Origin of the sequence: Streptomyces sp. NPDC002566 (genome assembly GCF_042889585.1) — a bacterium.
In the GTDB taxonomy this organism is placed as follows: domain Bacteria; phylum Actinomycetota; class Actinomycetes; order Streptomycetales; family Streptomycetaceae; genus Streptomyces.
On the sequence record NZ_JBIARD010000001.1, the window covers coordinates 929,093 to 955,469 of the forward strand.

General features: G+C 72.4%; 26 protein-coding genes. 24 read left to right on the top strand and 2 right to left on the bottom strand.

All coding sequences use genetic code 11. The features are described 5' to 3' along the window. Positions 1 to 45: 45 nt before the first annotated feature. Positions 46 to 780, top strand: coding sequence for a response regulator transcription factor (locus ACFYXA_RS03965; protein ID WP_351100162.1), 735 nt, complete (start codon positions 46 to 48; stop codon positions 778 to 780). A gap of 273 nt (positions 781 to 1,053) precedes the next feature. Here ACFYXA_RS03965 and ACFYXA_RS03970 read toward each other — a convergent pair whose 3' ends face one another. Next, on the bottom strand, positions 1,054 to 1,782 hold the full coding sequence (locus ACFYXA_RS03970; protein ID WP_389027946.1) for a ScbR family autoregulator-binding transcription factor: 729 nt from the start codon (positions 1,780 to 1,782) through the stop codon (positions 1,054 to 1,056). A 119-nt stretch (positions 1,783 to 1,901) separates the two neighbouring features. On the opposite strand from ACFYXA_RS03970, the gene ACFYXA_RS03975 reads away from it, so the two are divergent. Both ACFYXA_RS03975 and ACFYXA_RS03980 read left to right on the top strand, forming a co-directional pair. Then, on the top strand, positions 1,902 to 2,993 hold the full coding sequence (locus tag ACFYXA_RS03975; RefSeq protein WP_389027948.1) for a ScbA/BarX family gamma-butyrolactone biosynthesis protein: 1,092 nt from the start codon (positions 1,902 to 1,904) through the stop codon (positions 2,991 to 2,993). Beyond that, positions 2,990 to 4,048 (top strand): NAD-dependent epimerase/dehydratase family protein, encoded by a 1,059-nt coding sequence (locus ACFYXA_RS03980; protein ID WP_389027950.1) that lies wholly within the window; start codon positions 2,990 to 2,992, stop codon positions 4,046 to 4,048. The genes ACFYXA_RS03975 and ACFYXA_RS03980 overlap by 4 nt, the downstream gene beginning before the upstream one ends. Here the strand turns inward: ACFYXA_RS03980 and ACFYXA_RS03985 are convergent. After that, a complete protein-coding gene (locus ACFYXA_RS03985) occupies positions 3,994 to 4,710 on the bottom strand; it encodes a ScbR family autoregulator-binding transcription factor (RefSeq protein WP_352248293.1) in 717 nt (238 codons plus the stop codon). The genes ACFYXA_RS03980 and ACFYXA_RS03985 overlap by 55 nt on opposite strands. Positions 4,711 to 5,259: 549 nt before the next feature. Here ACFYXA_RS03985 and ACFYXA_RS03990 point away from each other — a divergent pair. The 21 genes from ACFYXA_RS03990 (at position 5,260) to tdh (ending at position 26,359) form a co-directional block, all read left to right on the top strand. Next, positions 5,260 to 5,991: a response regulator transcription factor gene (locus ACFYXA_RS03990; protein ID WP_389027953.1), complete on the top strand. Its 732-nt coding sequence runs from the start codon at positions 5,260 to 5,262 to the stop codon at positions 5,989 to 5,991. A 377-nt stretch (positions 5,992 to 6,368) separates the two neighbouring features. Further along, complete coding sequence (locus tag ACFYXA_RS03995; protein ID WP_389027955.1) at positions 6,369 to 8,141, top strand: acetyl/propionyl/methylcrotonyl-CoA carboxylase subunit alpha; 1,773 nt, start codon at positions 6,369 to 6,371, stop codon at positions 8,139 to 8,141. Between the two features lie 23 nt (positions 8,142 to 8,164). Then, complete coding sequence (locus ACFYXA_RS04000; protein ID WP_352253423.1) at positions 8,165 to 8,338, top strand: hypothetical protein; 174 nt, start codon at positions 8,165 to 8,167, stop codon at positions 8,336 to 8,338. Between the two features lie 107 nt (positions 8,339 to 8,445). After that, complete coding sequence (locus tag ACFYXA_RS04005; protein ID WP_130443015.1) at positions 8,446 to 8,775, top strand: TcmI family type II polyketide cyclase; 330 nt, start codon at positions 8,446 to 8,448, stop codon at positions 8,773 to 8,775. Next, complete coding sequence (locus ACFYXA_RS04010) at positions 8,772 to 10,043, top strand: beta-ketoacyl-[acyl-carrier-protein] synthase family protein (protein ID WP_389027958.1); 1,272 nt, start codon at positions 8,772 to 8,774, stop codon at positions 10,041 to 10,043. The genes ACFYXA_RS04005 and ACFYXA_RS04010 overlap by 4 nt, the downstream gene beginning before the upstream one ends. After that, entirely contained in the window at positions 10,040 to 11,251 is a 1,212-nt protein-coding gene (locus ACFYXA_RS04015) for a ketosynthase chain-length factor (protein WP_352253419.1), read from the top strand. The genes ACFYXA_RS04010 and ACFYXA_RS04015 overlap by 4 nt, the downstream gene beginning before the upstream one ends. Positions 11,252 to 11,321: 70 nt before the next feature. Next, positions 11,322 to 11,597, top strand: a complete 276-nt coding sequence (locus tag ACFYXA_RS04020) for an acyl carrier protein (RefSeq protein ID WP_351096126.1) — start codon at positions 11,322 to 11,324, stop codon at positions 11,595 to 11,597. A gap of 199 nt (positions 11,598 to 11,796) precedes the next feature. Continuing rightward, the gene (fabG, locus tag ACFYXA_RS04025) at positions 11,797 to 12,585 is read left to right on the top strand and encodes a 3-oxoacyl-ACP reductase FabG (protein WP_351096128.1); all 789 of its coding nucleotides are present in this window, start codon (positions 11,797 to 11,799) and stop codon (positions 12,583 to 12,585) included. Positions 12,586 to 12,648: 63 nt separating this feature from the next. Then, the gene (locus ACFYXA_RS04030; RefSeq protein WP_389027961.1) at positions 12,649 to 13,599 is read left to right on the top strand and encodes an aromatase/cyclase; all 951 of its coding nucleotides are present in this window, start codon (positions 12,649 to 12,651) and stop codon (positions 13,597 to 13,599) included. Positions 13,600 to 13,601: 2 nt separating this feature from the next. Next, positions 13,602 to 15,098, top strand: a complete 1,497-nt coding sequence (locus tag ACFYXA_RS04035) for an FAD-dependent monooxygenase (protein WP_352253414.1) — start codon at positions 13,602 to 13,604, stop codon at positions 15,096 to 15,098. Further along, positions 15,016 to 16,758 (top strand): FAD-dependent monooxygenase, encoded by a 1,743-nt coding sequence (locus ACFYXA_RS04040; RefSeq protein WP_389027964.1) that lies wholly within the window; start codon positions 15,016 to 15,018, stop codon positions 16,756 to 16,758. Before ACFYXA_RS04035 ends, ACFYXA_RS04040 begins: the two co-directional genes overlap by 83 nt. A gap of 4 nt (positions 16,759 to 16,762) precedes the next feature. After that, entirely contained in the window at positions 16,763 to 17,641 is an 879-nt protein-coding gene (locus ACFYXA_RS04045; protein WP_351096134.1) for an alpha/beta fold hydrolase, read from the top strand. A 129-nt stretch (positions 17,642 to 17,770) separates the two neighbouring features. Continuing rightward, complete coding sequence (locus ACFYXA_RS04050) at positions 17,771 to 18,637, top strand: 4'-phosphopantetheinyl transferase superfamily protein (protein WP_352253410.1); 867 nt, start codon at positions 17,771 to 17,773, stop codon at positions 18,635 to 18,637. Then, positions 18,634 to 20,235 carry an acyl-CoA carboxylase subunit beta gene (locus ACFYXA_RS04055; protein ID WP_352253408.1) on the top strand — a complete coding sequence of 534 codons (1,602 nt, stop codon included), beginning with the start codon at positions 18,634 to 18,636 and terminating at the stop codon, positions 20,233 to 20,235. The genes ACFYXA_RS04050 and ACFYXA_RS04055 overlap by 4 nt, the downstream gene beginning before the upstream one ends. A gap of 9 nt (positions 20,236 to 20,244) precedes the next feature. Next, on the top strand, positions 20,245 to 20,463 hold the full coding sequence (locus ACFYXA_RS04060) for an acyl-CoA carboxylase epsilon subunit (protein WP_389027967.1): 219 nt from the start codon (positions 20,245 to 20,247) through the stop codon (positions 20,461 to 20,463). Positions 20,464 to 20,785: 322 nt separating this feature from the next. Beyond that, positions 20,786 to 22,960: an ATP-binding protein gene (locus ACFYXA_RS04065; RefSeq protein ID WP_389027969.1), complete on the top strand. Its 2,175-nt coding sequence runs from the start codon at positions 20,786 to 20,788 to the stop codon at positions 22,958 to 22,960. Between the two features lie 71 nt (positions 22,961 to 23,031). Next, complete coding sequence (locus tag ACFYXA_RS04070; protein ID WP_351096144.1) at positions 23,032 to 23,466, top strand: roadblock/LC7 domain-containing protein; 435 nt, start codon at positions 23,032 to 23,034, stop codon at positions 23,464 to 23,466. Positions 23,467 to 23,468: 2 nt separating this feature from the next. Further along, complete coding sequence (locus ACFYXA_RS04075; RefSeq protein ID WP_130443121.1) at positions 23,469 to 23,840, top strand: DUF742 domain-containing protein; 372 nt, start codon at positions 23,469 to 23,471, stop codon at positions 23,838 to 23,840. Further along, complete coding sequence (locus ACFYXA_RS04080; RefSeq protein ID WP_389027971.1) at positions 23,818 to 24,543, top strand: ATP/GTP-binding protein; 726 nt, start codon at positions 23,818 to 23,820, stop codon at positions 24,541 to 24,543. The genes ACFYXA_RS04075 and ACFYXA_RS04080 overlap by 23 nt, the downstream gene beginning before the upstream one ends. After that, positions 24,540 to 25,109: a GAF domain-containing protein gene (locus ACFYXA_RS04085; RefSeq protein ID WP_389027973.1), complete on the top strand. Its 570-nt coding sequence runs from the start codon at positions 24,540 to 24,542 to the stop codon at positions 25,107 to 25,109. Before ACFYXA_RS04080 ends, ACFYXA_RS04085 begins: the two co-directional genes overlap by 4 nt. A 221-nt stretch (positions 25,110 to 25,330) precedes the next feature. Then, positions 25,331 to 26,359, top strand: coding sequence for an L-threonine 3-dehydrogenase (tdh, locus tag ACFYXA_RS04090; RefSeq protein ID WP_352253487.1), 1,029 nt, complete (start codon positions 25,331 to 25,333; stop codon positions 26,357 to 26,359). Positions 26,360 to 26,377: the final 18 nt, after the last annotated feature.

A 26,377-nucleotide genomic window follows, 5' to 3' on the forward strand; every position in this document is an offset into this window, starting at 1 on the left:
CGAGGTGCGCGGCGCCGACGGGGCACGGCCCGGTGTGGGGTGCACATGCGCGTACTGGTGATCGATCCCGATGACAGGACCGCCGAACCGCTGGTCTGCCGCCTGGTGCGCAACGGCCACCAGGTCCGGCGGGCCCGCACCGGGCGGGCGGGCCTGATGGCCTGGGAGCAGGCCGAAGTCGTCCTGCTCGACCTGGAGTTGCCGGATCTCGACGGACTCGAGATGTGCGCCGAGATCCGGGCCCGGGGCAACACACCGCTGATCACCTTCACCAGCCGGGACTCCGAACTGGACCGGGTGCTCAGTCTGCGGTCGGGTGCGGACGACTGTCTGGTGAAGCCCTACGGGTTCCGGGAGCTGATCGCCCGGATGAACGCGGTGACGCGACGCGTCGCCACGGGCGGTGGTCCGGCCGGCGTGTCCTGCGGGGCGCTGCGCCTGGACCCCGGCGCGCGGGAGGCATGGCTGGCGGAGCAGCCCCTGGAGCTGACCCGCAAGGAGTTCGACATCCTCCTGCTGCTGGCCTCGGTGCCCGAGACGGTGATCTCACGCCGGGACCTGATCGCGGCGGTCTGGGCGGACGACTGGGCCATCTCCACCCGCACGGTGGACACCCATGTCAGCGCCCTGCGCGCCAAACTCGGCGAGGGCTGGATCACCACGGTCCGAGGCGTGGGCTACCGCTTGGAGGACGCGTCCCGCACCACCTCGCTGCCGGGCCGTGCGGGGCCCGGCGAGAGGGGCGGCCGGCCGGATCCCCTTGCGGGGATGGCGGGTTGAGGGATGGCAGCGCTGTCGCGGGAGCCCGGCCTCAGGACAGGCCGGGCGTCCGCGTCTCGCAGGCGGTTCCACGAAGAGCGGCGGCCGGCGGGCACCGGTCCGGCTCGCACTCACCCGGCGCCTGCGTCACACCGCCGGGCTCCTGGCCGGCCCGCCGCCGGCCCGGCCAGGAGTCCGATCGGCGGGGCGGGGCGCCGGTTCGCCGTGCCCCGACGTGTTCCGCCGCGTCGTACCGAGCCTGCCGTGCAGCCGGCCGACCGCCCGGCGGGGCGGTCAGGAGGCGTTGTCCTCCCCTTCCGGGGAGGCGCCGCCGTCCCCTTCCGGGGTGCAGTCGTGCTCCTCGTCCTCCGGGTCTGCGGCGCGGGACGCGAGGAGCGAGGCGGCCCGGTCGGGGGTCAGCTCCAGCGTCGGGAGGATCTGCGGCAACGCGATGCTCGGCAGCAGGTGGCGGAACATGGCGATCACCCGGCCCGTCAGATCCTTGCGCTGACACAGCACCTGGGACGTCCACTGGATGCCGGTGAAGGACCCGGAGAGCAACTCCGCCGTCTCCGCCGGGTCGACGTGCGGCAGCAACTCCCCGCGCGCACGCGCCTCGACGAGTACCTCGGTCAGCCGCTCCACCCAGGACTGGAACGGTCTGCCGTGGAACGGGTTGTTGCCCTCGGCGCTCTCGCTCCACTGGTCCATGGCCAGACCCACGCTGGCCCGGGTCAGCGGGTCGTGCTGCAGCCGGTGCGCGAACAGCAGGCCCTGGTCGACCAGTTCCTGCAGCTTCGTCCGCTGCGGAGGCAACGGCCCCAGCTCCAGCTGTGCCGCTATCACCCCGAGGGCCAGATCCTCCTTGGAGGTGAAGTGGAAGTACAACGCCCCCTTGGTGACGTCGGCCCGCGCGATGATCTCCGTGATCGTGGCTGTGCTGTAGCCCCGTTCGTCGAACACCTCGGCCGCCGCGAGCAGGATCGACGTGCGGGTCTGGATTGCTCGTGCTTGACGTGCCATGCCACCGTGCCTGTTTCTATGTCAGAGCTTGGTCAGGTCCCCGCGCAAAGAGAACCGGACTGCCAGTCTTTTGTCGAGAGGGGAGCGATCCCCGCATGTATCGACTCAGGGGGCAAACCATGTCTGATGGCGTCATATCCGTGGTCAACCGTTTTGCCGGTGTTCACCCCGTTCTGGACCCGGCCCCGGAGCGCTCCGACCGCACCACCGTGGCCCACCCCGCACCCCAGACCGGTCTGCTCGCCGGGCAATCCGCGACGATCCCCTCCGACCTCACCGCCGCGCAGCCCACAAACCGAACCGACTCCCCGGTTCTTACGCCGGGCGGCCTGGCCACCGGCCCGCTCTGCCACCGCCCGGACCCGGAGGACCGCTTCCCCGTCGACTGGCTGCGCCTCGCCGAGCACCGCTTCCTCGTCTCGGTCGACTGGCCCGCCGCACACCGCTTCTTCGCCCCGCTGCCCGACGGCCGCCAGGATCCGCTGCTCGTCGCCGAGACCACCCGGCAGGCGACGATGATGCTGGCCCACGCCGAGTTCGGCGTCCCCCTCGACGACCAGTTCGTGATGCGCGAGATCGGATACCGGCTCGAGACGCCGGACTTCACCGTGGACAGCGCCTCGGGCACGATCGACGTCGTGGTCGAGTGCTCCGACGTCCGGCTGCGCGCCGGCCGCCTCGTCGGCATGCGGGTCGACCTGACCTTCCAGCGGCTGGGCCGCGTGCTCGCCACCAGCATGGGCATCCTGATCTGCACCTCGGCCCGCGTCTACCGCAGACTGCGCGGGGAGCAGATGTCCGTGCCGAGCCGTCCGGTGCCGCTGCTCCCCGCGGTCGCCCCGCACGAGGCCGGCCGCGACGACCGCAAGGACGTCGTCCTCGCACTGTCCAAGCACCGCCCCGGCTGGCGGCTCCGCCTCGACACCACGCACCCCACCCTCTTCGCCCGCCCGAACGACCACGTCCCCGGCATGGTGCTGCTGGAAGCCGCCCGCCAGGCCGCCACCGCGCTCACCCCCGGGCACGACTTCCACCCCGCGTCGATGCGGATCTCCTTCGACAAGTACTGCGAACTGGCCGAGCCCTGCTGGATCCTGGCCCGGCACGACCTGTGCCCGGAGCAGGGGGCGGTGCTGCGCGTACAGGGCGTCCAGGACGAGGAACCCGTCTTCACCGCCACCCTGGGCGGCGCCGTACGGGGAAGCAGGTGAGCCGGCACCTCCTGGTGACCGGCTCCGGCGGTTTCGTCGGCGGACACGTGGTCGCCGCGGCCCGCGCCGCGGCGGGCGTCCGGTTGCGCCTGCTGGTCCGTGCCCTGCCGCCCGCGGCCGACCCGCCGCCGGCCCACGGCCCGCCGCTCCAGGGCGACGTCCCGGTCGAGTACGTGCGGGCCGACCTCGCCGACCCCGCCTCCCTGCGGGGTGTCTGCGACGGCGTCGATGCGGTCGTCCACTGCGCCGCCCAGGTCGGCGGCGACCCCCGGCAGCTGCGGCGGGTCAACGACCTGGGCACGGCCGCCCTGGTCGAGGAGGCCCGGCGGGCCGGCGTCGAACGGTTCGTGCACCTGAGCACGGCGGCGGTGCACGGCCGGGGCCCCTTCAGCGGGGTGCGGCCCGGTCAGGCGCCGATCGTGCCGGGCTCGGACACCAGCCGGACGAGGGCGGCGGCCGAGCGCCACGTGCTCGCGGCGGGCGGCACGGTGCTGCGCCCCCACCTGGTGTACGGCGCGGGGGACCGCTGGGTGGCGCCCGGCGTGCTGACTGTGCTGCGGGCGCTCGGGGGCCGGCCGCACGGCCGGCTCGGACGGCAGTCGATGATCGACGCCGCGAGTCTGGGGGACGTGCTGCTCGCGGCCGCGCTGGCGCCGGCGGCCCGCGCGGGAGGTGCGGGGCGTGCGGGGCGTGTCCACTTCATCAACCACCCGGATCCCGTGCCCGGTGAGCACCTGCTCGCGGCGGTCGCCGAGGCGCACGGTCTCCATCCGGAGTCCCTGCCCGGCGTCCCGGCCGACCTCGCCCGAGCCCGGCTCCGCGACCACCCGCTCGCCCGGCATCACTTCGAACTGCTGGCGGCGGACCACTGGTTCACGGACGACACGGTCTGGACCGAGCTCGGCTGCGACCCCGGAGCGGGGTTCGCCGAGCGGTTCCGCCGCCACGCCGGCCCGTACCGGGACCCGCGGCCGGTCCCGGATCCGTCAGCGGGCCCGGCTCACCTCGCCCGGGAGGCCACCACCTCCCTGCGGACACCGTCCTCCGGGACGTAGGGCAGGTAACGCGAGGCGGTCACCGCGTGGTCGACGACGTCGTCCGTCCCGCCGGGGTTCAGCCCGCCGAGCGTGTCAGGCGCTGCGATCCCCGGCAGGAAGCCCTGCCAGAACCCGGTGAACGCCGTCCGGATCCGATCGCCCTCTCCGCCCTTGATCAGTACGCCCATGCCCGTCGTGGCGGCGACGACGGCGCAGGTCAGCCCTCGTAACTGGACGTGTCCCGCGAGCCCGTTCTCCTGGCGCGCGCGGTCCAGCAGGCGCTGGACACAGGCGTGCCATGGATGGATGAACTGCGACCGCCCCTTGCGGGAGCGGTCGTTGTCCAGACGCAGCCCCGCCCTCGACACCACGTCCCAGGCCAGCAACTGACCCAGTGTGTGCGAGATGTCGGTGAGGGCCTGCAGCGGCTTGGAGTTCCTTTCGTACGCGAGGCGCGCGGCGCGCCACAGGATGCCGCGCGCCTCGCTCACGACCGCCTGGGCCAGATCCTCCTTGTTCGCGAAGTGGAAGTGCAGCGCGCCCGTGCTCATGTTGGCCCGCGCACTGACGTCGCAGAGCCTCGCGGAGGAGTAGTCCTCCCGGTCGAAGATCTCTGCCGCCGACCTGAGCAGCAGCCGTCGTGTGCGGATCGCCCGCTCCTGTTGCAGTCCCACCGGCATGAATCCTCCCCCGTCCAAAAACGGACTTGATGGTTTGTTTGTGGATCACGGGTGCCCGCCCCGGGGGGAGTCGGTCCCGTCGATCACCCTCGTCGGCTTTGACGCTCCGTCAATACTGCCCAGAAGATCACACTTTCCCACCTCGTGACCAGGGCAAGGGCAAAGTGGAAGCAGGGAATCAGCCAGCTGGGGACGTGCTGGACGGTCTACCACCGCCCTGAGGGATGCGCAATGCATCGGACAAAGGTGACCGGTGTGCCCCTGTCAACCAGCCGGCGTGGGCGGCGCCGGCCGCCCAGAGCAGACCGCAGTGCCCGTCAGTGGCTGTTTGTGCCGGAGGCAGGGTCGATATTTCGACCGAGGGCTTCCCTGCCGGTCACGCTTCGGAGCGGAATTGATCCTTCATGAGTCCACAATTCCGGCAAAAGTGACTGCAAATATCACGGTGGGTGAGTTTACCTAACCTTTTTTTGACAAACCGAGGAGTAGGTTTTTAGGCTCGACGAGCCAAGGTGCTCGAGCGGGAACTACGTGTTCAGGGGGAGAGCAGTGAGCCAACACGCAACGAGCGGCACTCTGGAGTCGCGAAGGCCCGTCCCGCCGCAGGCCCGTAAGACGTCGACGACCTGGCGGGTCCTGGTCGTCGAGAACAACCCCGGCGACATGGAGGCTCTGGCCACCGCGTTGCGCCGGCACGGTCATCAGGTCGAGGGAGTGGGCACGGGGAACGCCGCTCTGCAGGCCTACCAGCGGGCGGACATCGTTCTGCTGGATCTCGAACTGCCCGACGTGGACGGCCTGGAGGTGTGCCGCTCCATCCGGTCCCTGAGCGACGTGCCCCTCATCGCCGTCACGGGGTGGGGAACCGAGCTGGACCGCGTCCTCGGCCTCCAGGCCGGCGCGGACGACTACATCGTCAAGCCCTACGGCTTCAGGGAACTGATGGCCCGTATGGACGCCGTCATGCGCCGCTCACGTCCGCAGACGCACATCGAACAGGTCGTGTTGCACGGGCCGTTGCGCATCGACGCCGCCTCGCGCGAGGTCAGTCTGCACGGCCGGGTCGTGGAGGTCACGCGCAAGGAGTTCGACCTGCTCTACATGCTCGCCTGCCATCCGGAGACCGTGATCTCCCGCAAGCGCATCATGCAGCAGGTCTGGGGCGGTTCCTGGTCCCGGCGGACCGTGGACACCCATGTCAGCAGTCTGAGAGGAAAGTTAGGGGCCAGCGACTGGATCGTCACCGTGCGCGGAGTGGGGTTCCGCTTCGGAAACGGCTGACACTCACCGTTGATCAGTGCCGTGAACAGTTCACGCAGACGCCCGGCTGGGTTTCCCAGCCGGGCGTTTCGCGTGGGCGGCCGGGTTCGCCCGACGATCCCGGAGCCGGCAAGCTTCCCGCTTGCTCAGCCCTGTTGTCGAGCCGGGAGCATTCCTCCAGCCGTTCTGACGATTCTCTGACATCTGCCTGGCGCTGCGCCAACAAAGCCGTATCCCTTCTGAGGTTCTGGTCCGAAGGCTTAATCGCCATCTGTTGAAAGGACCGTTGTTCTCCTCGGAGGATGGACGAGTGTTCAGGCGCCGGTCCCGAAACCAGAATTACCCCGGGCCCGCCTGATCATCCCGCCAATTCCCGCCGATCGAGGAGAGGGCCGTCCGTGCGCAAGGTGCTCATCGCCAACCGTGGCGAAATCGCTGTCCGCGTGGCCCGGGCGTGCCGGGATGCCGGTATCGCGAGCGTGGCCGTCTACGCGGACCCGGACCGGGACGCTCTGCATGTCCGCGCCGCGGATGAGGCGTTCGCCCTGGGCGGTGACACACCGGCGAGCAGCTATCTGGACATCGGCAAGGTGTTGAACGCCGCGCGGGAGTCGGGTGCGGACGCCGTCCATCCGGGGTACGGCTTCCTCTCGGAGAACGCCGACTTCGCCCAGGCGGTGCTGGACGCGGGTCTGATCTGGATCGGCCCGCCGCCGCAGGCCATCCGTGACCTGGGTGACAAGGTGGCCGCCCGGCACATCGCCCAGCGGGCCGGGGCGCCGCTGGTGGCCGGCACGCCGGATCCGGTCTCGGGCGCCGACGAGGTCGTGGCGTTCGCCGAGGAGCACGGCCTGCCGATCGCGATCAAGGCCGCCTTCGGCGGCGGCGGCCGCGGTCTGAAGGTCGCCCGGACGCTGGAGGAAGTGCCGGAGCTGTATGAGTCGGCGGTGCGTGAGGCGGTCGCCGCGTTCGGCCGGGGCGAGTGCTTCGTGGAGCGCTACCTGGACAAGCCGCGGCATGTGGAGACGCAGTGCCTGGCCGACCGGCACGGCAACGTGGTCGTGGTCTCCACCCGGGACTGCTCGCTGCAGCGCCGCCACCAGAAGCTGGTCGAGGAGGCGCCCGCGCCGTTCCTGTCCGAGGCGCAGCTCGCCGAGCTGTACTCCAGCTCGAAGGCCATCTTGAAGGAGGCCGGCTACGTCGGCGCCGGCACGGTGGAGTTCCTCGTCGGCCTGGACGGCACGATCTCCTTCCTGGAGGTCAACACCCGTCTGCAGGTGGAGCACCCGGTCACCGAGGAGGTCGCCGGCATCGACCTGGTGCGGGAGATGTTCCGGATCGCGGACGGTGAGGAGCTCGGCTACGGCGACCCGGTGCTGCGCGGTCACTCCTTCGAGTTCCGGATCAACGGTGAGGACCCGGGCCGGGGCTTCCTGCCGGCTCCGGGCACGGTCACCCTCTTCGACGCGCCGTCGGGTCCGGGGGTGCGTCTGGACGCGGGCGTGGAGTCGGGCAGTGTGATCGGCCCGGCGTGGGACTCGCTGCTGGCGAAGCTGATCGTGACCGGCCGCACCCGCAAGGAGGCGCTGGAGCGGGCCTCGCGTGCGCTGGAGGAGTTCCGCGTCGAGGGCATGGCGACGGCGATCCCCTTCCACCGGGCGGTGGTCCAGGACCCGGCGTTCGCGCCGGAGCTGACCGGCTCCACCGACCCGTTCACGGTCCACACCCGGTGGATCGAGACGGAGTTCGTCAACGAGATCAAGCCGTTCACCGCGCCCGCGGACGCGGAGACCGACGAGGAGCCCGGCCGGGAGACGGTCGTCGTCGAGGTCGGCGGCAAGCGTCTGGAGGTCTCGCTGCCCTCCTCGCTGGGCATGTCCCTGGCCCGCACCGGCCTGGCCGCCGGCGCCAAGCCCAAGCGGCGCGCGGCGAAGAAGTCCGGCCCCGTCGCCTCCGGCGACACCCTCGCCTCCCCGATGCAGGGCACCATCGTCAAGATCGCCGTCGAGGAAGGCCAGGAAGTCCAGGAAGGCGACCTCATCGTCGTCCTGGAGGCCATGAAGATGGAGCAGCCCCTCAACGCCCACAAGTCCGGCACCGTCAAGGACTTGTCGGCCCAGGTCGGCGGCTCCGTCTCCTCCGGCGCACCCATCTGCGAAATCAAGGACTGAATTCCCGGGGAGGTGTGACCCAGATGTACTCGAAGACGCATTCCCAGCCGTTCACGCGGACGTATTATTCCGAGATCTGTTCCGACTCCCGCGACGGGCGCGACGCGCCCATGCCCCAGGCCCCCGCCTGGCTCCTGGCCGGCGAGGACGACGAGAACGTCAGCGACCATCCGCACATCTGCCGGGGCATCGACTGACCGAATGCGGATTCCCCCCGCTTTTCCATCCCCCCTCGTATTCCCTTCCGTGCACACATTCCCTTTCGCCCCCAGGTCCCACGCACCCTTTTTCAAGGAGAAAGATCATGCACAGCACCTTGATCGTGGCTCGGATGGAACCGGGCTCGGCGGCCGACGTCGCGAAACTGTTCGGCGCGTTCGACGAGTCCGAGATGCCGCATCTGATGGGCACCCGGCGCCGCCAGCTCTTCCAGTACCGGGGTCTGTACTTCCACCTCCAGGACTTCGACGCGGACAACGGCGGCGAGCTGATCGAGAAGGCCAAGTCCGACGAGCGCTTCGTGCGCATCAGCGAGGACCTGAAGCCCTACATACAGGCGTACGACCCGGCCACCTGGCGGTCTCCCGCCGACGCGATGGCCACGCGCTTCTACTCCTGGGAGGCCTCCCGATGAGCGGCCGCCGAGTCGTCATCACCGGGATCGAGGTGCTCGCGCCCGGCGGCGTCGGCAAGGACCGGTTCTGGGACATGCTGAGCGAAGGCCGTACGGCCACGCGCGGGATCACCTTCTTCGACCCGAGCCCGTTCCGCTCGCAGGTCGCCGCGGAGATGGACTTCGACCCCGAGGAGCACGGGCTCACCCCGCAGGAGGTCCGCCGGATGGACCGGGCCGCCCAGTTCGCGGTGGTCGCGGCGCGCGGCGCGGTCGCCGACAGCGGGATCGACCTCGCCGCCCACGAGCCGCACCGGGTGGGCGTCACCATCGGCAGCGCGGTCGGCGCCACGATGGGTCTGGACGAGGAGTACCGGATCGTCAGCGACGGCGGCCGGCTGCACCTGGTCGACCACGAGTACGCGGTACCGCACCTGTACAACTACTTCGTCCCCAGCTCCTTCTCGGCCGAGGTCGCCTGGACGGTCGGCGCGGAGGGCCCCAACTCCGTGGTGTCCACCGGCTGCACCTCCGGCATCGACTCGGTCGGGTACGCGGTCGAGCTGATCCGCGAGGGCTCGACGGACCTGATGATCGCCGGGTCGTCCGACGCGCCGATCTCACCGATCACCATGGCCTGCTTCGACGCCATCAAGGCGACGACCCCGCGCAGGCAGGACCCCGAGCAGGCCTCGCGCCCCTTCGACGGCACCCGCAACGGGTTCGTGCTCGGCGAAGGCTGCGCGGTTTTCGTCCTGGAGGAGCTGGAGAGCGCCCGGCGGCGCGGGGCGCACGTCTACGCCGAGATCGCCGGCTACGCCACCCGCAGCAACGCCTACCACATGACGGGGCTGCGACCGGACGGCGCGGAGATGGCCGAGGCCATCACCGTGGCCCTCGACGAGGCCCGGATGAACGTGGACCAGATCGACTACATCAACGCCCACGGCTCCGGCACCAAGCAGAACGACCGGCACGAGACGGCCGCCTTCAAGAAGAGCCTGGGCGAGCACGCCTACCGCACCCCCGTGAGCTCCATCAAGTCGATGGTGGGGCACTCGCTCGGCGCCATCGGCTCGATCGAGATCGCCGCATCCGCGCTGGCGATGGAGCACCACGTGGTGCCGCCCACGGCGAACCTGCACACCCCCGACCCCGAGTGCGACCTCGACTACGTGCCGGTCACCGCGCGCGAGCAGCTGACCGACGCGGTGCTGACGGTGGGCAGCGGGTTCGGCGGCTTCCAGAGCGCGATGGTGCTCGCCCGTCCCGAGAGGAGTGCGGCATGACCGCGGTGGTGGTGACAGGGCTGGGCATCACGGCCCCCAACGGCCTCGGCGTCCAGGACTACTGGGAGGCCACGCTCGCCGGCAAGAGCGGCATCGGGCGGATCACCCGCTTCGACCCGTCGCAGTACCCGGCGCGGCTGGCCGGTGAGATCCCCGGCTTCGCGGCCGAGGAACACCTGCCGAGCCGGCTGCTGCCGCAGACCGACCGGATGACCCGGCTGGCGCTGGTCGCCGCCGACTGGGCGCTCGAGGACGCCGGGATACGGCCGCAGGAGCTGCCCGAGTCCAGCATGGGCGTGGTCACGGCGAGTTCGTCCGGCGGCTTCGAGTTCGGCCAGGGCGAGCTGCAGGCGCTGTGGAGCCAGGGCAGTCAGTACGTCAGCGCCTACCAGTCGTTCGCCTGGTTCTACGCGGTCAACAGCGGCCAGATCTCCATCCGGCACGGCATGAAGGGCCCGAGCAGCGTGGTCGTCAGCGACCAGGCCGGCGGTCTGGACGCGGTGGCGCAGGCACGCCGGCAGATCCGCAAGGGGACCGCGGTCGTGGTCTCCGGGGCCGTGGACGCCTCCATCTGCCCGTGGGGCTGGGTCGCCCAGCTCGCCGCGCAGCGGCTGAGCACACGCGAGGAGCCCAGCCAGGCGTACCTGCCCTTCGACCGGGCGGCCGACGGCTACGTGCCCGGTGAGGGCGGTGCGCTGCTCGTCATGGAGTCGGAGGAGTCGGCGCGCTCGCGCGACGCGCGGATCTACGGCGAGATCGCCGGGTACGCCGCGACGTTCGACCCCGCGCCGGGCAGTGAGCGGCCGCCGGGGCTGCGCCGGGCGATCGAACTCGCCCTGGCGGACGCCGGGTTGGGGGCCGAGCAGGTGGACGTCGTGTTCTGCGACGCGGCGGCCGATCCCGAGCGCGACCGGATCGAGGCGGAGGCGATCACGGCACTGTTCGGACCGATGGGCGTCCCGGTCACCGCGCCGAAGACGATGACGGGCCGGCTCTACTCGGGCGCTGCGGCGCTGGACCTGGCCACCGCGTTCCTGTCCATGCGCGACGGGGTGATCCCGCCGACGGTGCACGTGACGCCGTCCCCCGACTACCGACTCGACCTGGTCGTCGACCGGCCGCGCACGGCCACGCTGCGGACGGCGCTCGTGCTCGCCCGCGGCCACGGCGGCTTCAACTCGGCAGCTGTCGTACGGGCGACGGCCTGACCGACCGGACCACCGCACCACCGAACACGAACACGAACACGAACACGAACACGACGTGAGAGGAACACACGTGGAAACGCAAGCCTTCACCCTCGACGACCTCAAGCGCATCCTGATCGAGGGCGCCGGCGCCGAGGAGACCGTCGACCTCGACGGCGACATCCTCGACGAGGACTTCGAGCACCTCGGCTACGAGTCGCTGGCGCTGCTCGAGACCGGCGGCCGCATCGAGCGCGAGTACGGCATCGTCCTGGACGACGACGTCCTGTCGGAGAGCAACACCCCGCGCTCCCTCATCGACGCGGTCAACGCCCACTTGGGGGACGGGACGCAGGCCGCAGCCTGACACTCCGTCACACCCGGGGCATCGGCTCCCCACGCGCCTGTGATCCGCCGCCGGACCCCCACCGGACCGGCGGCGGCACCCCCCCACGCCCCCCCCACACACACCACCCCCCCCACGCACACCAAACCCCCCCCACGCCCCCTTCCCCCTTGTCCCCCCACGCTCCACGCAGTCCTTCACGCAGAGGAGTTGAAAGAGCATGCCGCAGCAGCAGACGCAGCGGGTCGCGCTGATCACCGGAGCCACCAGTGGCATCGGCCTGGCGGCCGCCCGCCGGCTGGGCTCCGACGGGCACCGCGTGTTCATCGGCGCGCGCGACGCCGACAACGTGGCCGCGACGGTCAAGCAGCTCCAGGAAGAAGGCATCGAGGCCGACGGCGCCGTCGTGGACGTGCGTTCGCGGGACGCGGTCCGTGCCTTCGTGCAGGCCGCCGTCGACCGCTTCGGCCCCGTCGACGTCCTCGTCAACAACGCCGGCCGCAGCGGCGGCGGGGTGACCGCCGACCTCGCGGACGAGCTGTGGGACGACGTCATCGACACCAACCTGAACAGCGTCTTCCGGATGACCCGGGAGGTGCTCACCACCGGCGGCATGCGCGAGCGCGGCTGGGGACGGGTCATCAACATCGCGTCCACCGCCGGCAAGCAGGGCGTGGTCCTCGGCGCCCCGTACTCCGCCTCCAAGCACGGCGTCGTCGGCTTCACCAAGGCGCTCGGCAACGAGCTCGCGCCGACCGGTGTCACGGTCAACGCCGTCTGCCCGGGTTACGTCGAGACCCCCATGGCCCAGCGGGTCCGCCAGGGCTACGCCGCCGCCTACGACACCACCGAGGACGCGATCCTCGAGAAGTTCCAGGCCAAGATCCCGCTCGGCCGCTACTCCACGCCCGAGGAGGTCGCCGGGATGGTCGGCTACCTCGCCTCCGACACCGCCGCCTCCGTCACCGCTCAGGCGATCAACGTCTGCGGCGGCCTCGGCAACTTCTGACCCCGCCCGCACCCCTCCCGCGGCGCACCCCGGCAAGCACCCGACGAAGAAGAGGACAAGGACGTGACCACGACGGAAGCAACGACCCGCGAGGTGGCGCACGAGATCACCGTCTCGGCCCCCGCCGACGCCGTCTACCGCCTGATCGCGGAAGTGGAGAACTGGCCGCGGATCTTCCCGCCCACCATCCACGTGGACCACCTGGAGAAGGGCGAGCGCGAGGAGCGCATCCGCATCTGGGCCACCGCGGGCGGCGCCCCCAAGAGCTGGACCTCGCACCGCACCCTGGACCCCGACAACCGCCGGATCACCTTCCGCCAGGAGGTCTCCGCGCCCCCGGTCGCCGCCATGGGCGGCACCTGGGTGATCGAGGAGCTGCCGGACGGCGACTCGCTGGTACGGCTGCTGCACGACTACCGCGCGATCGACGACGACCCCGAGGGCCTCGCCTGGATCGACGAGGCCGTCGACCGCAACTCCCGTTCGGAGCTGGCCGCCCTGAAGGAGAACGTCGAGCGGGCCCACGCGACGCGTGAGCTGACCTTCTCCTTCGAGGACACCGTTCTGATCGAGGGCTCGGCGAAGGACGTCTACGACTTCGTCAACGAGGCCGACCGCTGGGTGGACCGGCTGCCGCACGTGGCCCGCGTCCGGTTCGAGGAGCCCACGCCCGGCCTCCAGGAGCTGGAGATGGACACCCGGGCCAAGGACGGCTCGACGCACACCACGAAGTCGTACCGGGTGACCTTCCCGCACCGCGCGATCGCCTACAAGCAGGTCACCCTGCCGGCCCTGATGACCCTGCACACCGGACTGTGGACGTTCGAGGAGTACCCGCGCGGGGTCGCCGCCACCTCGCAGCACACGGTCGTGCTCAACCCGGACAACATCCAGCGGATCCTCGGCCCCGACGCGACCGTGGAGGACGCCCGCGAGTACGTCCAGGGCGCACTGAGCACCAACAGCCGTGCCACGCTGGGCCACGCCAGGGATCACGCGGAGAAGAGCCGCTGACCATGGCCACCGACACCTCCCAGGCCGCCGCCCGGGTCGTCGTGGTGGGGGCGGGCCCCGTCGGCCTGTTCCTCGCCGGCGAGCTCCGCCTCGGCGGCGCCGACGTCGTCGTACTGGAACGGCTGCGCACCCCCACCACGGAGTCCCGCGCCTCCACGCTGCACGCCCGCACGGTGGAGCTGTTCGACTGCCGCGGGCTGCTGGACGCGCTCGGCGACCCGCCGCGCGAGCCACGCGGCCACTTCGGCGGCGTACCGATGGACCTGACCATGCCCGGCCCGTACTCGGGCCAGTGGAAGGTGCCCCAGACCAGGACCGAGGAACTCCTCCAGGACTGGGCCACAGCCCTCGGGGCCGACATCCGGCGCGGCTGGGAGGTGCGCGAACTCGGCCCGCAGGACGGCCGTGAGGACGGGCACGTGGAGATCACGGCCGACACCCCGGACGGCGTACGGCGGCTGCGCGCGGCGTACGTCGTCGCCTGCGACGGCGAGGACAGCACCGTACGGCGGCTGACCGGAGCGGCCTTCCCCGGCGCCCCGGCGGGGCGGGAGCTGCTGCGGGCGGACATCGCCGGCATCGACATCCCGAACCGGCGCTTCGAGCGCCGGGAGCACGGACTGGCGATCGCCGCGCGGATGCCCGGCGGGGTGACCCGGGTGATGGTGCACGTGTTCGGCCGCCCGGCCCGGCGACGGACGGGACCGCCGGCGTTCACCGAGGTCCTCGACGCGTGGCGGCAGGTCACCGGCGAGGACCTCGGCGCCGGGCGCCCGGTGTGGCTCAACGCCTTCGGCGACGCCAACCAGCAGCTGGAGCGGTACCGCCACGGGCGGGTGCTGTTCGCCGGGGACGCCGCCCACCGCCAGATGCCGAGCGGCGGGCAGGCCCTCAACCTGGGCCTCCAGGACGCCGCCAACCTCGGCTGGAAGCTGGCCGCGGTGGCTCGCGGCCGGAGCCCGGAGGGGCTGCTCGACACCTATGACGACGAGCGGCGCGAGGTGGGACGCCGGGTGCTCGCCAACATCAGGGCCCAGGCGCTCCTGCTGCTCGGCGGACCGGAGGTGGACGCGGCGCGCACCCTGCTCGCCGAACTCATCGCCGCGGGACCCGCGCGGGACCACCTCGCGGCGATGATCACCGGGCTCGACGTCCGGTACCCCACGGGCGGCGGCGCCCATCCCCTGCTCGGCGCACGGCTCCCGCTCGGCACTCTGCCCGCGCCGGACGGCCCGGTGGAGGTCGCGAAGTCGCTGCGGGACGGCCGGGGGCTGCTGATCGTCTCCGACTCGGCCCGGGCCGAACTGCGCTGGCTCGGCAAGGTCTGGTCGGACCGGGTCACCTCGGTGGCGGTACGACCGGACAGCGCCGAGCCGCTGCACGGCGCCGAGGGGCTGCTGGTCCGCCCCGACGGCCATGTCGCCTGGGCGGGCTCGGACCCGTGGGCGGCGACGGCGGCGTTCCGCCACTGGTTCGGGCGGCCCGACCCCGGGCTGTGAGGGACACGCACGGCAGGACGCCGCGAGCGGCCGGTCCTGCCGCCACAGGACTCGAAATTTTTCAGCGAGGCTCAGAGAGGGAAGCGCTGTGGACACGGATGTGATCGTCGTCGGCGCGGGGCCGACGGGCCTCATGCTCGCCGGGGAACTGCGGCTGGGCGGCGCCCGGGTCGTCGTCGTGGAGAGACTGGCGGAGCCGACCGGGCAGTCCCGGGGGCTCGGATTCACGGCCCGCGCGATGGAGGTGTTCGACCAGCGCGGGCTGCTGCCGCGGTTCGGCACGCCGGAGAAGAGCCCGATGGGCCACTTCGGCGGCGTGCAGTTCGACTACACCGTCCTCCAGGACGCCCACTTCGGCGCGCGCGGCATCCCGCAGTCGCAGACCGAGGCCGTCCTGGAGCAGTGGGCCGGCGAGCTGGGCGCGGACATACGGCGGGGCTGGGAGCTGACCAAACTCGCCGACGACGGGGACGGCGTCGAGATCGTGGTGGCCACGCCCGAGGGCGAACAGCGGGTGCGCGCCGCGTACCTGGTGGGCTGCGACGGCGGGCAGAGCGTCGTGCGCAAGGCGGCCGGCTTCGACTTCCCCGGGCTGCCGGCCACGCGCCTGATGTACCTGGCCGACGTCACCGGCTGCGAGATCCGCCCCCGCTTCCTGGGGGAGCGGCTGGAGAACGGCATGGTGATGGCCGCGCCGCTGGCGCCGGGCGTCGACCGGATCATCGTGTGCGAGGACGGCACGCCCGCCGACGACCGGCCGCGCACGGTCGGGTTCGACGAGGTCGCGGCCGCCTGGGAACGCATCACCGGAGAGTCGCTGGCCGGCGGCGGCGCCGACTGGGTCAGCACCTTCACGGACGCCACCCGGCAGGTCTCCGCCTACCGCAGGGGCCGGGTGCTGCTCGCCGGGGACGCCGCACACGTCCATCTCCCGGCCGGCGGCCAGGGGCTCAGCACAGGCGTACAGGACGCGGTCAACCTCGGCTGGAAACTGGCCGCGGTGGTCCGCGGGGACCTGCCCGACGAGCTCCTCGACACCTACCACGACGAACGGCACCCCGTCGGCGCCCGGCTGCTGATGAACACCCGCGCCCAGGGCATGATCTTCCTCGGGGGAGCCGAGGCCGACCCGGTGCGCAAGGTCTTCGGCGAGCTGATGGAACTGGAGGAGGTCCGCCGCCTGCTGGCCGGCGTCGTCAGCCACCTCGACATCGCCTACGGCCCCGCCCCCGGCGCCCACCCCCTCCTCGGCCGGCGCCTGCCCCCACGCCCGCTGACGCTCGCCGACGGCACGCGGACCACCACGACGGACCTGCTGCACCCGGCCCGGGGCGTCCTGCTCGATCTCGCCGAGGACCCCGACCTCCGTGCGAACGCCGCCGGGTGGAACGACCGGGTCACGGTCGTCACGGCCACCCCCGAGAGCCCCGAGGTCTTCTCGGGCGCGACCGCCCTGCTCGTACGCCCGGACGGCCACGTGGCCTGGGCCGCCGGAGGAAAGGACTCCCGCACGATGGCCGACCCGCACGACACAGCCCCGCAGGCACCGGCCGCGGCGACCCCCGAAGTCCCCCAGCCGACCGAGGCCGAGGTGGCCGCCGGCATCGACGGTCTCGTCACCGCCCTCCACCGCTGGTTCGGCACTCCGGAGGTGGCGTAGCACCATGACCACCGCGCCCTCGACCGTCGGCCCCCGCGTGCGGCGGATCACCCTGAATGCCGCCGGGCACACCCTGTCCGCCCTGCTCAGCGCGCCCCAGGACACGCCTCCGCGGGCCACCGTCGTCGCGCTGCACGGGGCCGGGATGAGCGCGGGGTACTTCGACGGCGGGGCCCAGCCGGACGCCTCCATGTGCGCGTTGGGAGCGCACCTGGGGTTCGCGGTCCTCGCCGTCGACCGGCCCGGCTACGGCGACTCGGCCGTCGGGCTCCCCGAAGGCCTGGACCTCGCCGGACAGGCCCGCGTCCTGCGGGCCGGGCTCGACCACTTCCACGCCGAGCATGCCGTCGGCACGGGCACGTTCCTGCTCGCGCACTCCTTCGGCGGCAAACTCGCCCTGACCCTGGCCGCCGAAGCCCCGCCGGACGATCTGCTGGGCCTGGACATCTCCGGCTGCGGCCACCGCTACGCCCCGCGCTCCGCGGAACTGCTCGCCGGCCCCGACCGGGCCCGGTGGCGCCACAACTGGGGCCGGCTCGGCCTCTACCCGCCCGCCACCTTCCAGCGCAGCGCCGACCTGGTGAAACCCATCCCGGAACAGGAGCTGCGCGGCGCCTCGGGCTGGCCGGAGGCGTTCGACGCGCTCGCCCCGCGTGTACGCGTCCCCGTGCGCCTGACGTTCGCCGAGCACGAACTGTGGTGGCGGCACGACACCGAGACCCTCGACGACCTGCGCGCGAGGCTGAGCGCCGCGCCGCGGGTCGTCGTCGACCGGCAGCCGGACGCCGGGCACAACATCAGCCTGGGCCGCACGGCCCGTGCCTACCACCTGCGCGCACTCGCCTTCTTCGAGGAGTGCCTGCCGGAGCGGGACGGGCCATGAGACTTCGGCACCGCACTCGCCACGGGGACCGCGCCCCGGTTCACGCCGGCGGTCGCGGGACCGGGCCACGCGGCCGGCGGCTCCCGCAGAGCGACCGCAGGCACCCACGACCGGAACCAGGAGCCGTACGTGAACGTCCCCCTCGTACCGAACAGCCCGCACCCTGCAAGGGAGCTGGGCCCGTCGAACCTGCACCTCTGGCTGCTCCCGTCCCCCGCCTCGCCGCGTGACGTACCGGTCGGCGAACTCGCCCCCGACGAGCGGCGGCGCGCGGCCGCCTACCGTCGGCCCGGCGACCGGCAGACGTACATCGCCGCCCATGTGGGGTTGCGCCGGGTGCTGTCGGTGTACACCGGCGTGGAGCCCCGGCGGCTGAACATCGGCCGGGAGTGGTGCGAGGAGTGCGGGGAACGGCACGGCCGGCCGGTGCTGGTCGACCTGCCGGGCGCCCCGCAGTTCTCGCTCTCCCACAGCCACGGCCTCGCCCTGGTCGCGGTGGCCCGCGCCCGGGTCGGCGTCGACGTCCAGGCGCTGCCGTCGCAGGAGACCGTCGACGCCTGCCTGCCCCTGCTGCACCCGGCCGAGCGCCAGGAGATCGCCCGACTCCCCACCGACGGGCGGCAGACGGCCTTCGCCCGGCTGTGGTCCCGGAAGGAGGCCTACCTGAAGGGGCTCGGCACCGGGCTCGCCCGCGCCGCCGACCTCGACTACCTCGGCGAGGCCGCCGAGTCCTGGCGCCCGGCCGGCTGGACGGTGCGCAACGCGCCCCTGTGCGACGGCCATGTCGGCGCCGCGGCGCTGGCCGGCGGCAAGGACTGGCGGGCCGCCATGTACCCGGTGCCCGCCGAGTCGCTGTACGCCCGGGACGCCGTCGAGCGGATCTCCGCCGTCGAACCGGGCCTGCGCACCATGCTGCGCGCCCACGACCCGTTCTCCGTGCGCCCGCACGCCCTCATCGACACAAGGAACAGGAAGGAAAGGGCCCAGGCATCATGACCCTCACCGATCCCGAAGCCATCGTGCTCGACACCGCCCCGGACACCCTCGACGAGGTGGACCGTCTCACGGAACTGCACACCATCAAGGAGCTCGTCCGCACGGGCCCCGACCCCAAGGCCACCGAGCGCCAGCACGCCAAGGGCAAACTCACCGCCCGCGAACGCATCGAACTCCTCCTCGATCCCGGCTCGTTCACCGAGGTCGAGGCCCTGCGCAGGCACCGGGCCCAGGGCTTCGGCCTGGAGGCGAAGAAGCCGTACACCGACGGCGTCGTCACCGGCTGGGGCACGGTGGAGGGCCGTACGGTCTTCGTGTACGCCCATGACTTCCGCATCTTCGGCGGCGCCCTCGGAGAGGCCCACGCCCAGAAGATCCACAAGCTGATGGACATGGCGATCGCGGCCGGCGCGCCCCTGGTCTCCCTCAACGACGGCGCGGGCGCCCGCATCCAGGAGGGCGTCTCGGCCCTGGCCGGCTACGGCGGCATCTTCCAGCGCAACACCAAGGCGAGCGGGGTGATCCCGCAGATCTCGGTCATGCTGGGCCCGTGCGCGGGAGGCGCGGCCTACTCGCCCGCCCTCACCGACTTCGTCTTCGCGGTACGCGACATCTCCCAGATGTTCATCACCGGCCCGGACGTGGTGAAGGCGGTCACCGGCGAGGAGATCAGCCACAACGGCCTGGGCGGCGCGGACGTGCACGGCGGCACCTCCGGAGTCGCCCACTTCGTCTACGACGACGAGCGCACCTGCCTCGAAGAGGTCCGCTACCTCCTCACCCTGCTCCCCTCCAACAACCGCGAACTGCCGCCCGCCCACCCCACGGGCGACCCGGCCGACCGCCCCGGCGACGCCCTGCTCGACCTGGTCCCCGAGGACGGCAACCGCTCCTACGACATACGCAAGGTGATCGAGGAGATCGTCGACGACGGCGACCACCTGGAGGTCCACGCCGCCTTCGCCACCAACATCGTCTGCACGCTGGCCCGTCTCGACGGCCACGTCGTGGGCATCGTCGCCAACCAGCCCGCGTCCATGGCCGGTGTGCTCGACATCAGGGCCAGTGAGAAGGGCGCGCGGTTCGTGCAGTTCTGCGACGCCTTCAACATCCCTCTGCTCACCCTGGTGGACGTGCCCGGGTTCCTGCCCGGCGTCGACCAGGAGCACGAGGGCATCATCCGGCGCGGGGCCAAACTGCTCTACGCCTACTGCAACGCCACCGTGCCGCGTGTCTCGGTGGTCCTGCGCAAGGCCTACGGCGGCGCCTACATCGTCATGGACTCCCGCTCCATCGGCGCCGACGTGGCCCTCGCCTGGCCCACCAACGAGATCGCGGTGATGGGCGCGGAGGGCGCAGCCAACGTCGTCTTCCGCCGTGAGATCGCGGCCGCCGACGACCCCGAGGCGATGCGCCGCCAGAAGATCAAGGAGTACAAGAACGAACTGGTCCACCCCTACTACGCGGCCGAGCGCGGACTCGTCGACGACGTGATCGACCCCCGCGACACCCGGCTGGTCCTCAGCCGCGCCGTGGCGATGCTCGCCGCCAAGTCCGCCGCCCTGCCCACCCGCAAGCACGGCAACCCGCCCCAGTGAGGAGACCGCATGACAGCGACGCCGACACCCTCCGACCTGCTCGCCGCCACGTCCTTGCGGGTCCTGCGGGGCGAGCCGAGCGCCGAGGAACTCGCGGCGGTGACGGTCGTCCTGACGCTGCTCCTGACGAGCCCCGACGAACCCGCTCCGCAGCGGCCCCCCACAGCCGGCTGGACCCGCCCGGACCGCCTCGGGACCTACAGCTCCCCGAGGGCCTGGCACGGTTGAGGCGGCCCCGGGGTGTTCACCGACAGTGACCGATTCTGATCGACGTCGACCGTTCCTTCGCTGTTTCGGGGCGCTCTGCGAACGGGGGCATTGCGGTCCTTATCGGTCTGTCGTGCGAAGCCTCATACCAGAGCGGGACCCTCTCCGGGGGAGTTTGTCAACTGCCCACCGCACATGATGCGTTGGCGACTACTGTGAGTGTCCGTCGGACGACGCGCGGCCGAATTCCCGGCCCTCTCGACCGACACCGCGATGGCGCATGCCCGGGACGCGCACCCGCGCGGCCGAGTACGCCCGACGGACCGACAGTACGAGGACACCGATGTCTCACCTTGGCGCACCCGCCCCACGCGCAGACCGCCGCGAGGGCGGACGGCACGGACGACCGGTCGCCCGACCCGCACCCGCGCCGGCCGAGACACACATACGGCCACAGCTCGTCCGGCTCGCCGTGCTCCCGCCCACCGCCGTCGCCCTCAGCGCCTGCGCGGCCGTGCTGTTCACCGTGCGCTCCACCGGCGCCCGGCCCAGCCCCACCCTGTGGGCCGTCCTCACCGGCGCGGTCGGCGTCACCGCCGTCGGCATCCTCGTCGCAGCCGTGGCCGCCGACCGCGCCGCCCGCTCCGTCAGCGACCGCATCGCCGCCCTGCGCGCCGGCACCGCGCGCGGCGAGGCCGACCTGCGCGCGCTGCTCGACACCCTGCGCCGCGGCGAGGCCCCGCCGCCCCGCAGGACACGCGGCGGACCGCCCGGCGACGCCGACGACTTCGAGCTCCTCGCCGCCGACCTCGCCCGCGCCCACGACGGGGCCGTCACCGCCGTCGTCCAGGCCGCCCAGCTCTCCAGCCAGGCCGGCAACGAACAGAAACTGGAGGTGTTCGTCAACCTCGCGCGGCGCCTTCAGTCCCTCGTGCACCGCGAGATCTCCATCCTGGACGAGCTGGAGAACGAGATCGAGGACCCCGACCTGCTGAAGGGCCTCTTCCACGTCGACCACCTCGCCACCCGCATCCGCCGCCACGCCGAGAACCTCGCCGTGCTCGGCGGCGCCGTCTCCCGGCGGCAGTGGAGCAATCCCGTCTCCATGACCGAGGTGCTGCGCTCCGCCATCGCCGAGGTCGAGCAGTACTCGCGGGTCAAGCTCGTCCCGCCCATCGCCGGGGACCTGCGCGGGCACGCCGTCGCCGACGTCATCCACCTCCTCGCCGAACTCGTCGAGAACGCCACGGTGTTCTCCGCCCCGCACACCCACGTCCTGCTGCGCGCCAACCTCGTCACCTCCGGGCTCGCCGTCGAGGTCGAGGACCGCGGACTCGGCATGCCCGCCGAGGAGCAGAGCCGGATGAACGCCCTGCTCACCGACCCCGACCAGGTCAACGTCGGCCGCCTGCTCGCCGACGGCCGCATCGGCCTCTACGTCGTCTCCCAACTCGCCCGCCGCCACGGCATCCACGTCCGCCTCCAGGGCAACATCTACGGCGGCGTACAGGCCGTACTCGTCGTACCGCAGGCCCTGTTGGGCTCGGCGCAGGGGCTGCCGCAGGCCGGGGAGGAGGGCGCCGCGGGAGCCACCGGGGAGCAGCCCGGGGCTTCGCCGACGGGGGCAGGCGCGGTCGGCCTGGGCGAGGTGCTGCCGGGGGCAGGCGCGGTCGGCCTGGGCGAGGTGCCGTCGGGGGCAGGCGCGGTCACGCGAGGCGGGACTCCGTCTCTCGGGGGCGTGGCCGGCGGGGGAGGAGTGCCGTCGGAGGGCGGCGGGCAGGGGCGTGGCCCGGCGCCCTCGGCGGCGGGGGCGCAGAGCCGACAAAGGCCACCCGCCCTGCCACCGCGTCCGCCGGGCACGCCCCACCCGCCCGGTCCGCCCCGGACGCCGGCACCACCGCCGGCCCCGCCCTCCGCCCTGGACGCGGCCATGGCCCACGGGCCCGTTCCCCCCGATCCCGTTCGCCCCGGTCCCGTTCCCCCCGGCGGGCCGGCCGGTCCCGCCACCGTGTCCGCCCCCGTCCCGCCCGGTTCGCCGCGTGCGCGGCCCCGGGGCCAGGGCGCCCGGCACGACGCCCCCCGCCCGGACGGTCACGGTCTGGCTCCGCTGCCCGTGCGCGGGGCGCACGAGGAACGGCCCACCCCTGCGGAGGCGGTACCCGGCATCCGGCCCGCCGACCGGCCCGTGCTGGAGGAGCACTCGGGCATCGCACCCACCCCCCGCGCCGGGGCGGTCCGCGGCACCATGGGCAAGCCGCAGCTGCCCCGCCGCCGCGCCCAGGAGCACATCGCGCCCCAGTTGCGCGGCGGCCCCGCCCCCCGGCAGGACACGGAGCGGCCCGTCGCGCACGACCCCGGCCTCATGGCCGCCTTCCAGCGCGGCATGGGCCTCGCCGAGGCCCAGCAGAGCCTGGAGCCGGAAGACCTGGAAACGCCCCGGTACTCCACCCCGACCCCACCCCCGGGGCGGGTGTCGTACCCCACCGGCCCGTACGACGGGAGCCCGCCGGCCGGATGAGCAGCACCGCCCTCACCACCCCCACCCCCGCCGCTCCCGCGGACCCGCGTACCCCAAGGAGTCGATCCACCATGGCGAGCGAAGCGCCGACCGGCCATGTATCCGACCTCGACTGGCTGATGAGCGGTCTCGTGCAGCGCGTACCGCACACCACCAGCGCGGTCCTCCTCTCCTGCGACGGCCTGGTGAAGTCGGTCCACGGCCTCGACCACGACAGCGCCGACCACATGGCCGCCCTGGCCTCCGGCCTGTACTCGCTCGGCCGCAGCGCCGGCGTCCGCTTCGGCGACGGCGGCGAGGTGCGCCAGGTCGTCGTCGAGCTCGCCTCGACGCTGCTGTTCGTCACCACCGCGGGCTCCGGCACCTGCCTCGCCGTCCTCGCCGGCCGCGAGGCCGACGCCGCCGTCCTCGGCTACGAGATGGCGATGCTCGTCAAGAGCGTCCGCCCCTACCTGGAGACCGCGCCCCGCCGGCACGCCGTCGAACCGTCGGTGACGGGACCTTGAGCGTGGCGGCGGCCGGCGACGGCCCGTGGCTCGACGACGCGGCCGGCCGGCTGGTGCGCCCCTTCACGGTCAGCAACGGCCGGACCGAGCCCAGTGTCGCCCTCGATCTGATGTCACAGGTGAGAGCCACCGGGTCGACCCCCCTCGGCTATCTCGGCCCCGAGCACGCGCAGGCGCTGGACCTGTGCCGGGGACCCGTCCCGGTCGCCGAGGTCGCCGCCTGCCTGAAGCTGCCGGCCGCGGTCACCAAGGTGCTGCTGTCGGACCTCGTCGACTGCGGGGCACTGACCACCAAGCCACCCGAGTACCACCACATCCCCACCGACCGGGCCCTACTGGAGGCAGTGCTCGATGGACTACGACGACAGCTCTGAGAGCGACGCCCGCGCCGCCCGAGAAGGGCGCGACGCACCCGACCCGAACCGCGCCGGCCAGGGTGCCCGCGCCGCCCACGCCGCCCCCTACGACGAACGCCGCGACCGCCCCGAGCCCTTCCCCACCGCGCTCAAGATCCTCGTCGCGGGCGGGTTCGGGGTCGGCAAGACCACGTTCGTCGGCACCGTCAGCGAGATCGCGCCGCTGAGCACCGAGGAACTGCTCACCACGGTCAGCGCCGCGACCGACAACCTCGACGGCATCGAGAACAAGGTCGAGACGACCGTCGCCATGGACTTCGGCCGCATCACCCTCGACGCCGACCACGTCCTGTACCTGTTCGGCACCCCGGGCCAGGAGCGGTTCTGGTTCATGTGGGACGAACTCTCCGAGGGCGCCCTCGGCGCGGTCATCCTCGCCGACACCCGCCGGCTGGAGGAGTGCTTCGCCGCCGTCGACTTCTTCGAGGAACGCGGCCTGGGATTCATCATCGCCGTCAACGAGTTCGACGGCGCCCACCGCTACGACCCCGAGGAGGTCCGCGCGGCCATCGACCTGGACCCGCAGGTCCCGGTCGTGCGCTGCGACGCCCGGATCTCCGCCTCCGGCATCCAGACCCTGCTCACCCTCGTCCGGCACCTCATCACCCACGCCTCGGCGACACCCCAGCCGAGCGTCCACGGGGACGGAGCCCGCTCATGAGCTACGACCCGCCGCGCCCGGCCGGTCGACTGCTGCTCACCCCCGAGGACAGGGACGCCCCCGCCCGCACCCGCAGACTGCGCCGGCTGGGCCTCGGGGTGTGGCCGGAGCCCGCCCTCGACGTCTTCGCGGACCGTCTCGCCGAGCTGGCCGGGGCGCCGTACGCCATGGTCAACTTCCCTGACGGGGAACGGCAGTTCTTCGCCGGGCTGCACACCCCGCCCGGCGGCCGGGAGGCCCGCGGCGGCAAGCCCGAGATCGGCCGCACCCTGCCCCGCGACCACGGCTACTGCCCGCACGTCGTCGTCCGGCGCAAGGCGCTGGTCCTGGAGGACGTGAGCGACTACCCGCGGTTCGCGGGCAACCCCGTCGTCGACGCGTACGGCGTCCGCTCCTACCTGGGAGCCCCGCTCATCGACTCGACCGGAATGGCGCTCGGCACGGTGTGCGTCGCCGACCTCGCGCCCCGCGCCTGGGGCCGGACCGGTCTGGACACGATCAAGGCGACCGCCGCCGACCTCGCCGGCCGGCTGGAACGGCGGAACGCCGAGGGAAGCTTTCTGTGAGGCGCGGTGAGAGGCGTCGGCCTTTTTGCGAGGCGCGGTGAGAGGCGTCGGCCCGGTGAGCGCCGGCGTGTGAAGCGGAACTGTGGAGCCGCTTAAGAAACTCTCGATGGACCGCACCCGCGCCGTACGGCAGATTGCTACGGGATTCCACCCCTTCCCCGGCTACCGGCGGCCCCTTCGGCGTGCCCGGACCCGGGGGACCGAACCACAGGAGCCGTAGCGTGAAGGCGCTGGTCAAGGAGAAGGCGGAGCCCGGGCTGTGGCTCGCGGACGTGCCGGAGCCCGCCGTCGGACCGGGCGATGTGCTGATCAAGGTGCTCCGCACCGGCATCTGCGGCACCGACCTGCACATCCGGGCCTGGGACGGCTGGGCGCGCCAGGCGATCCGCACCCCGCTGGTGGTCGGACACGAGTTCGTCGGCGAGGTCGTCGAGACCGGGCGTGACGTCACGGAGATCGCCGTCGGCGACCGGGTCAGCGGCGAAGGGCACCTCGTGTGCGGGAAGTGCCGCAACTGCCTGGCCGGCCGCCGCCATCTGTGCCGGGCCACCGTCGGCCTCGGCGTCGGCCGCGACGGGGCCTTCGCGGAGTACGTCGCGCTGCCCGCGTCCAACGTGTGGGTGCACCGGGTGCCGGTGGACCTCGACGTGGCGGCGATCTTCGACCCGTTCGGCAACGCCGTCCACACCGCGCTGTCCTTCCCGCTGGTCGGCGAGGACGTCCTGATCACCGGCGCGGGACCGATCGGCCTGATGGCCGCCGCCGTCGCCCGGCACGCCGGCGCCCGCAACGTCGTCGTCACCGACGTCAGCGAGGAGCGGCTGGAACTGGCCCGCAAGATCGGCGCGAGCCTCGCCCTCGACGTCTCGCGGGAGTCCATCGCCGACGGGCAGCGGGAGCTGGGCCTGCGCGAGGGCTTCGACATCGGACTGGAGATGTCCGGCCGCGCCGAGGCCCTGCGCGACATGATCGCCAACATGACGCACGGCGGCCGTATCGCCATGCTCGGCCTGCCCGCCGAGGAGTTCCCCGTCGACTGGGCCCGGATCGTCACCTCGATGATCACGATCAAGGGCATCTACGGCCGTGAGATGTTCGAGACCTGGTACGCGATGTCGGTGCTGCTGGAGGGCGGGCTCGACCTCGCCCCCGTGATCACCGGCCGCTACGGCCACCGCGACTTCGAGGCGGCCTTCGCGGACGCGGCGAGCGGCCGCGGCGGCAAGGTCATCCTCGACTGGACCGCGTAACTCCCTCACCGGCGAGAC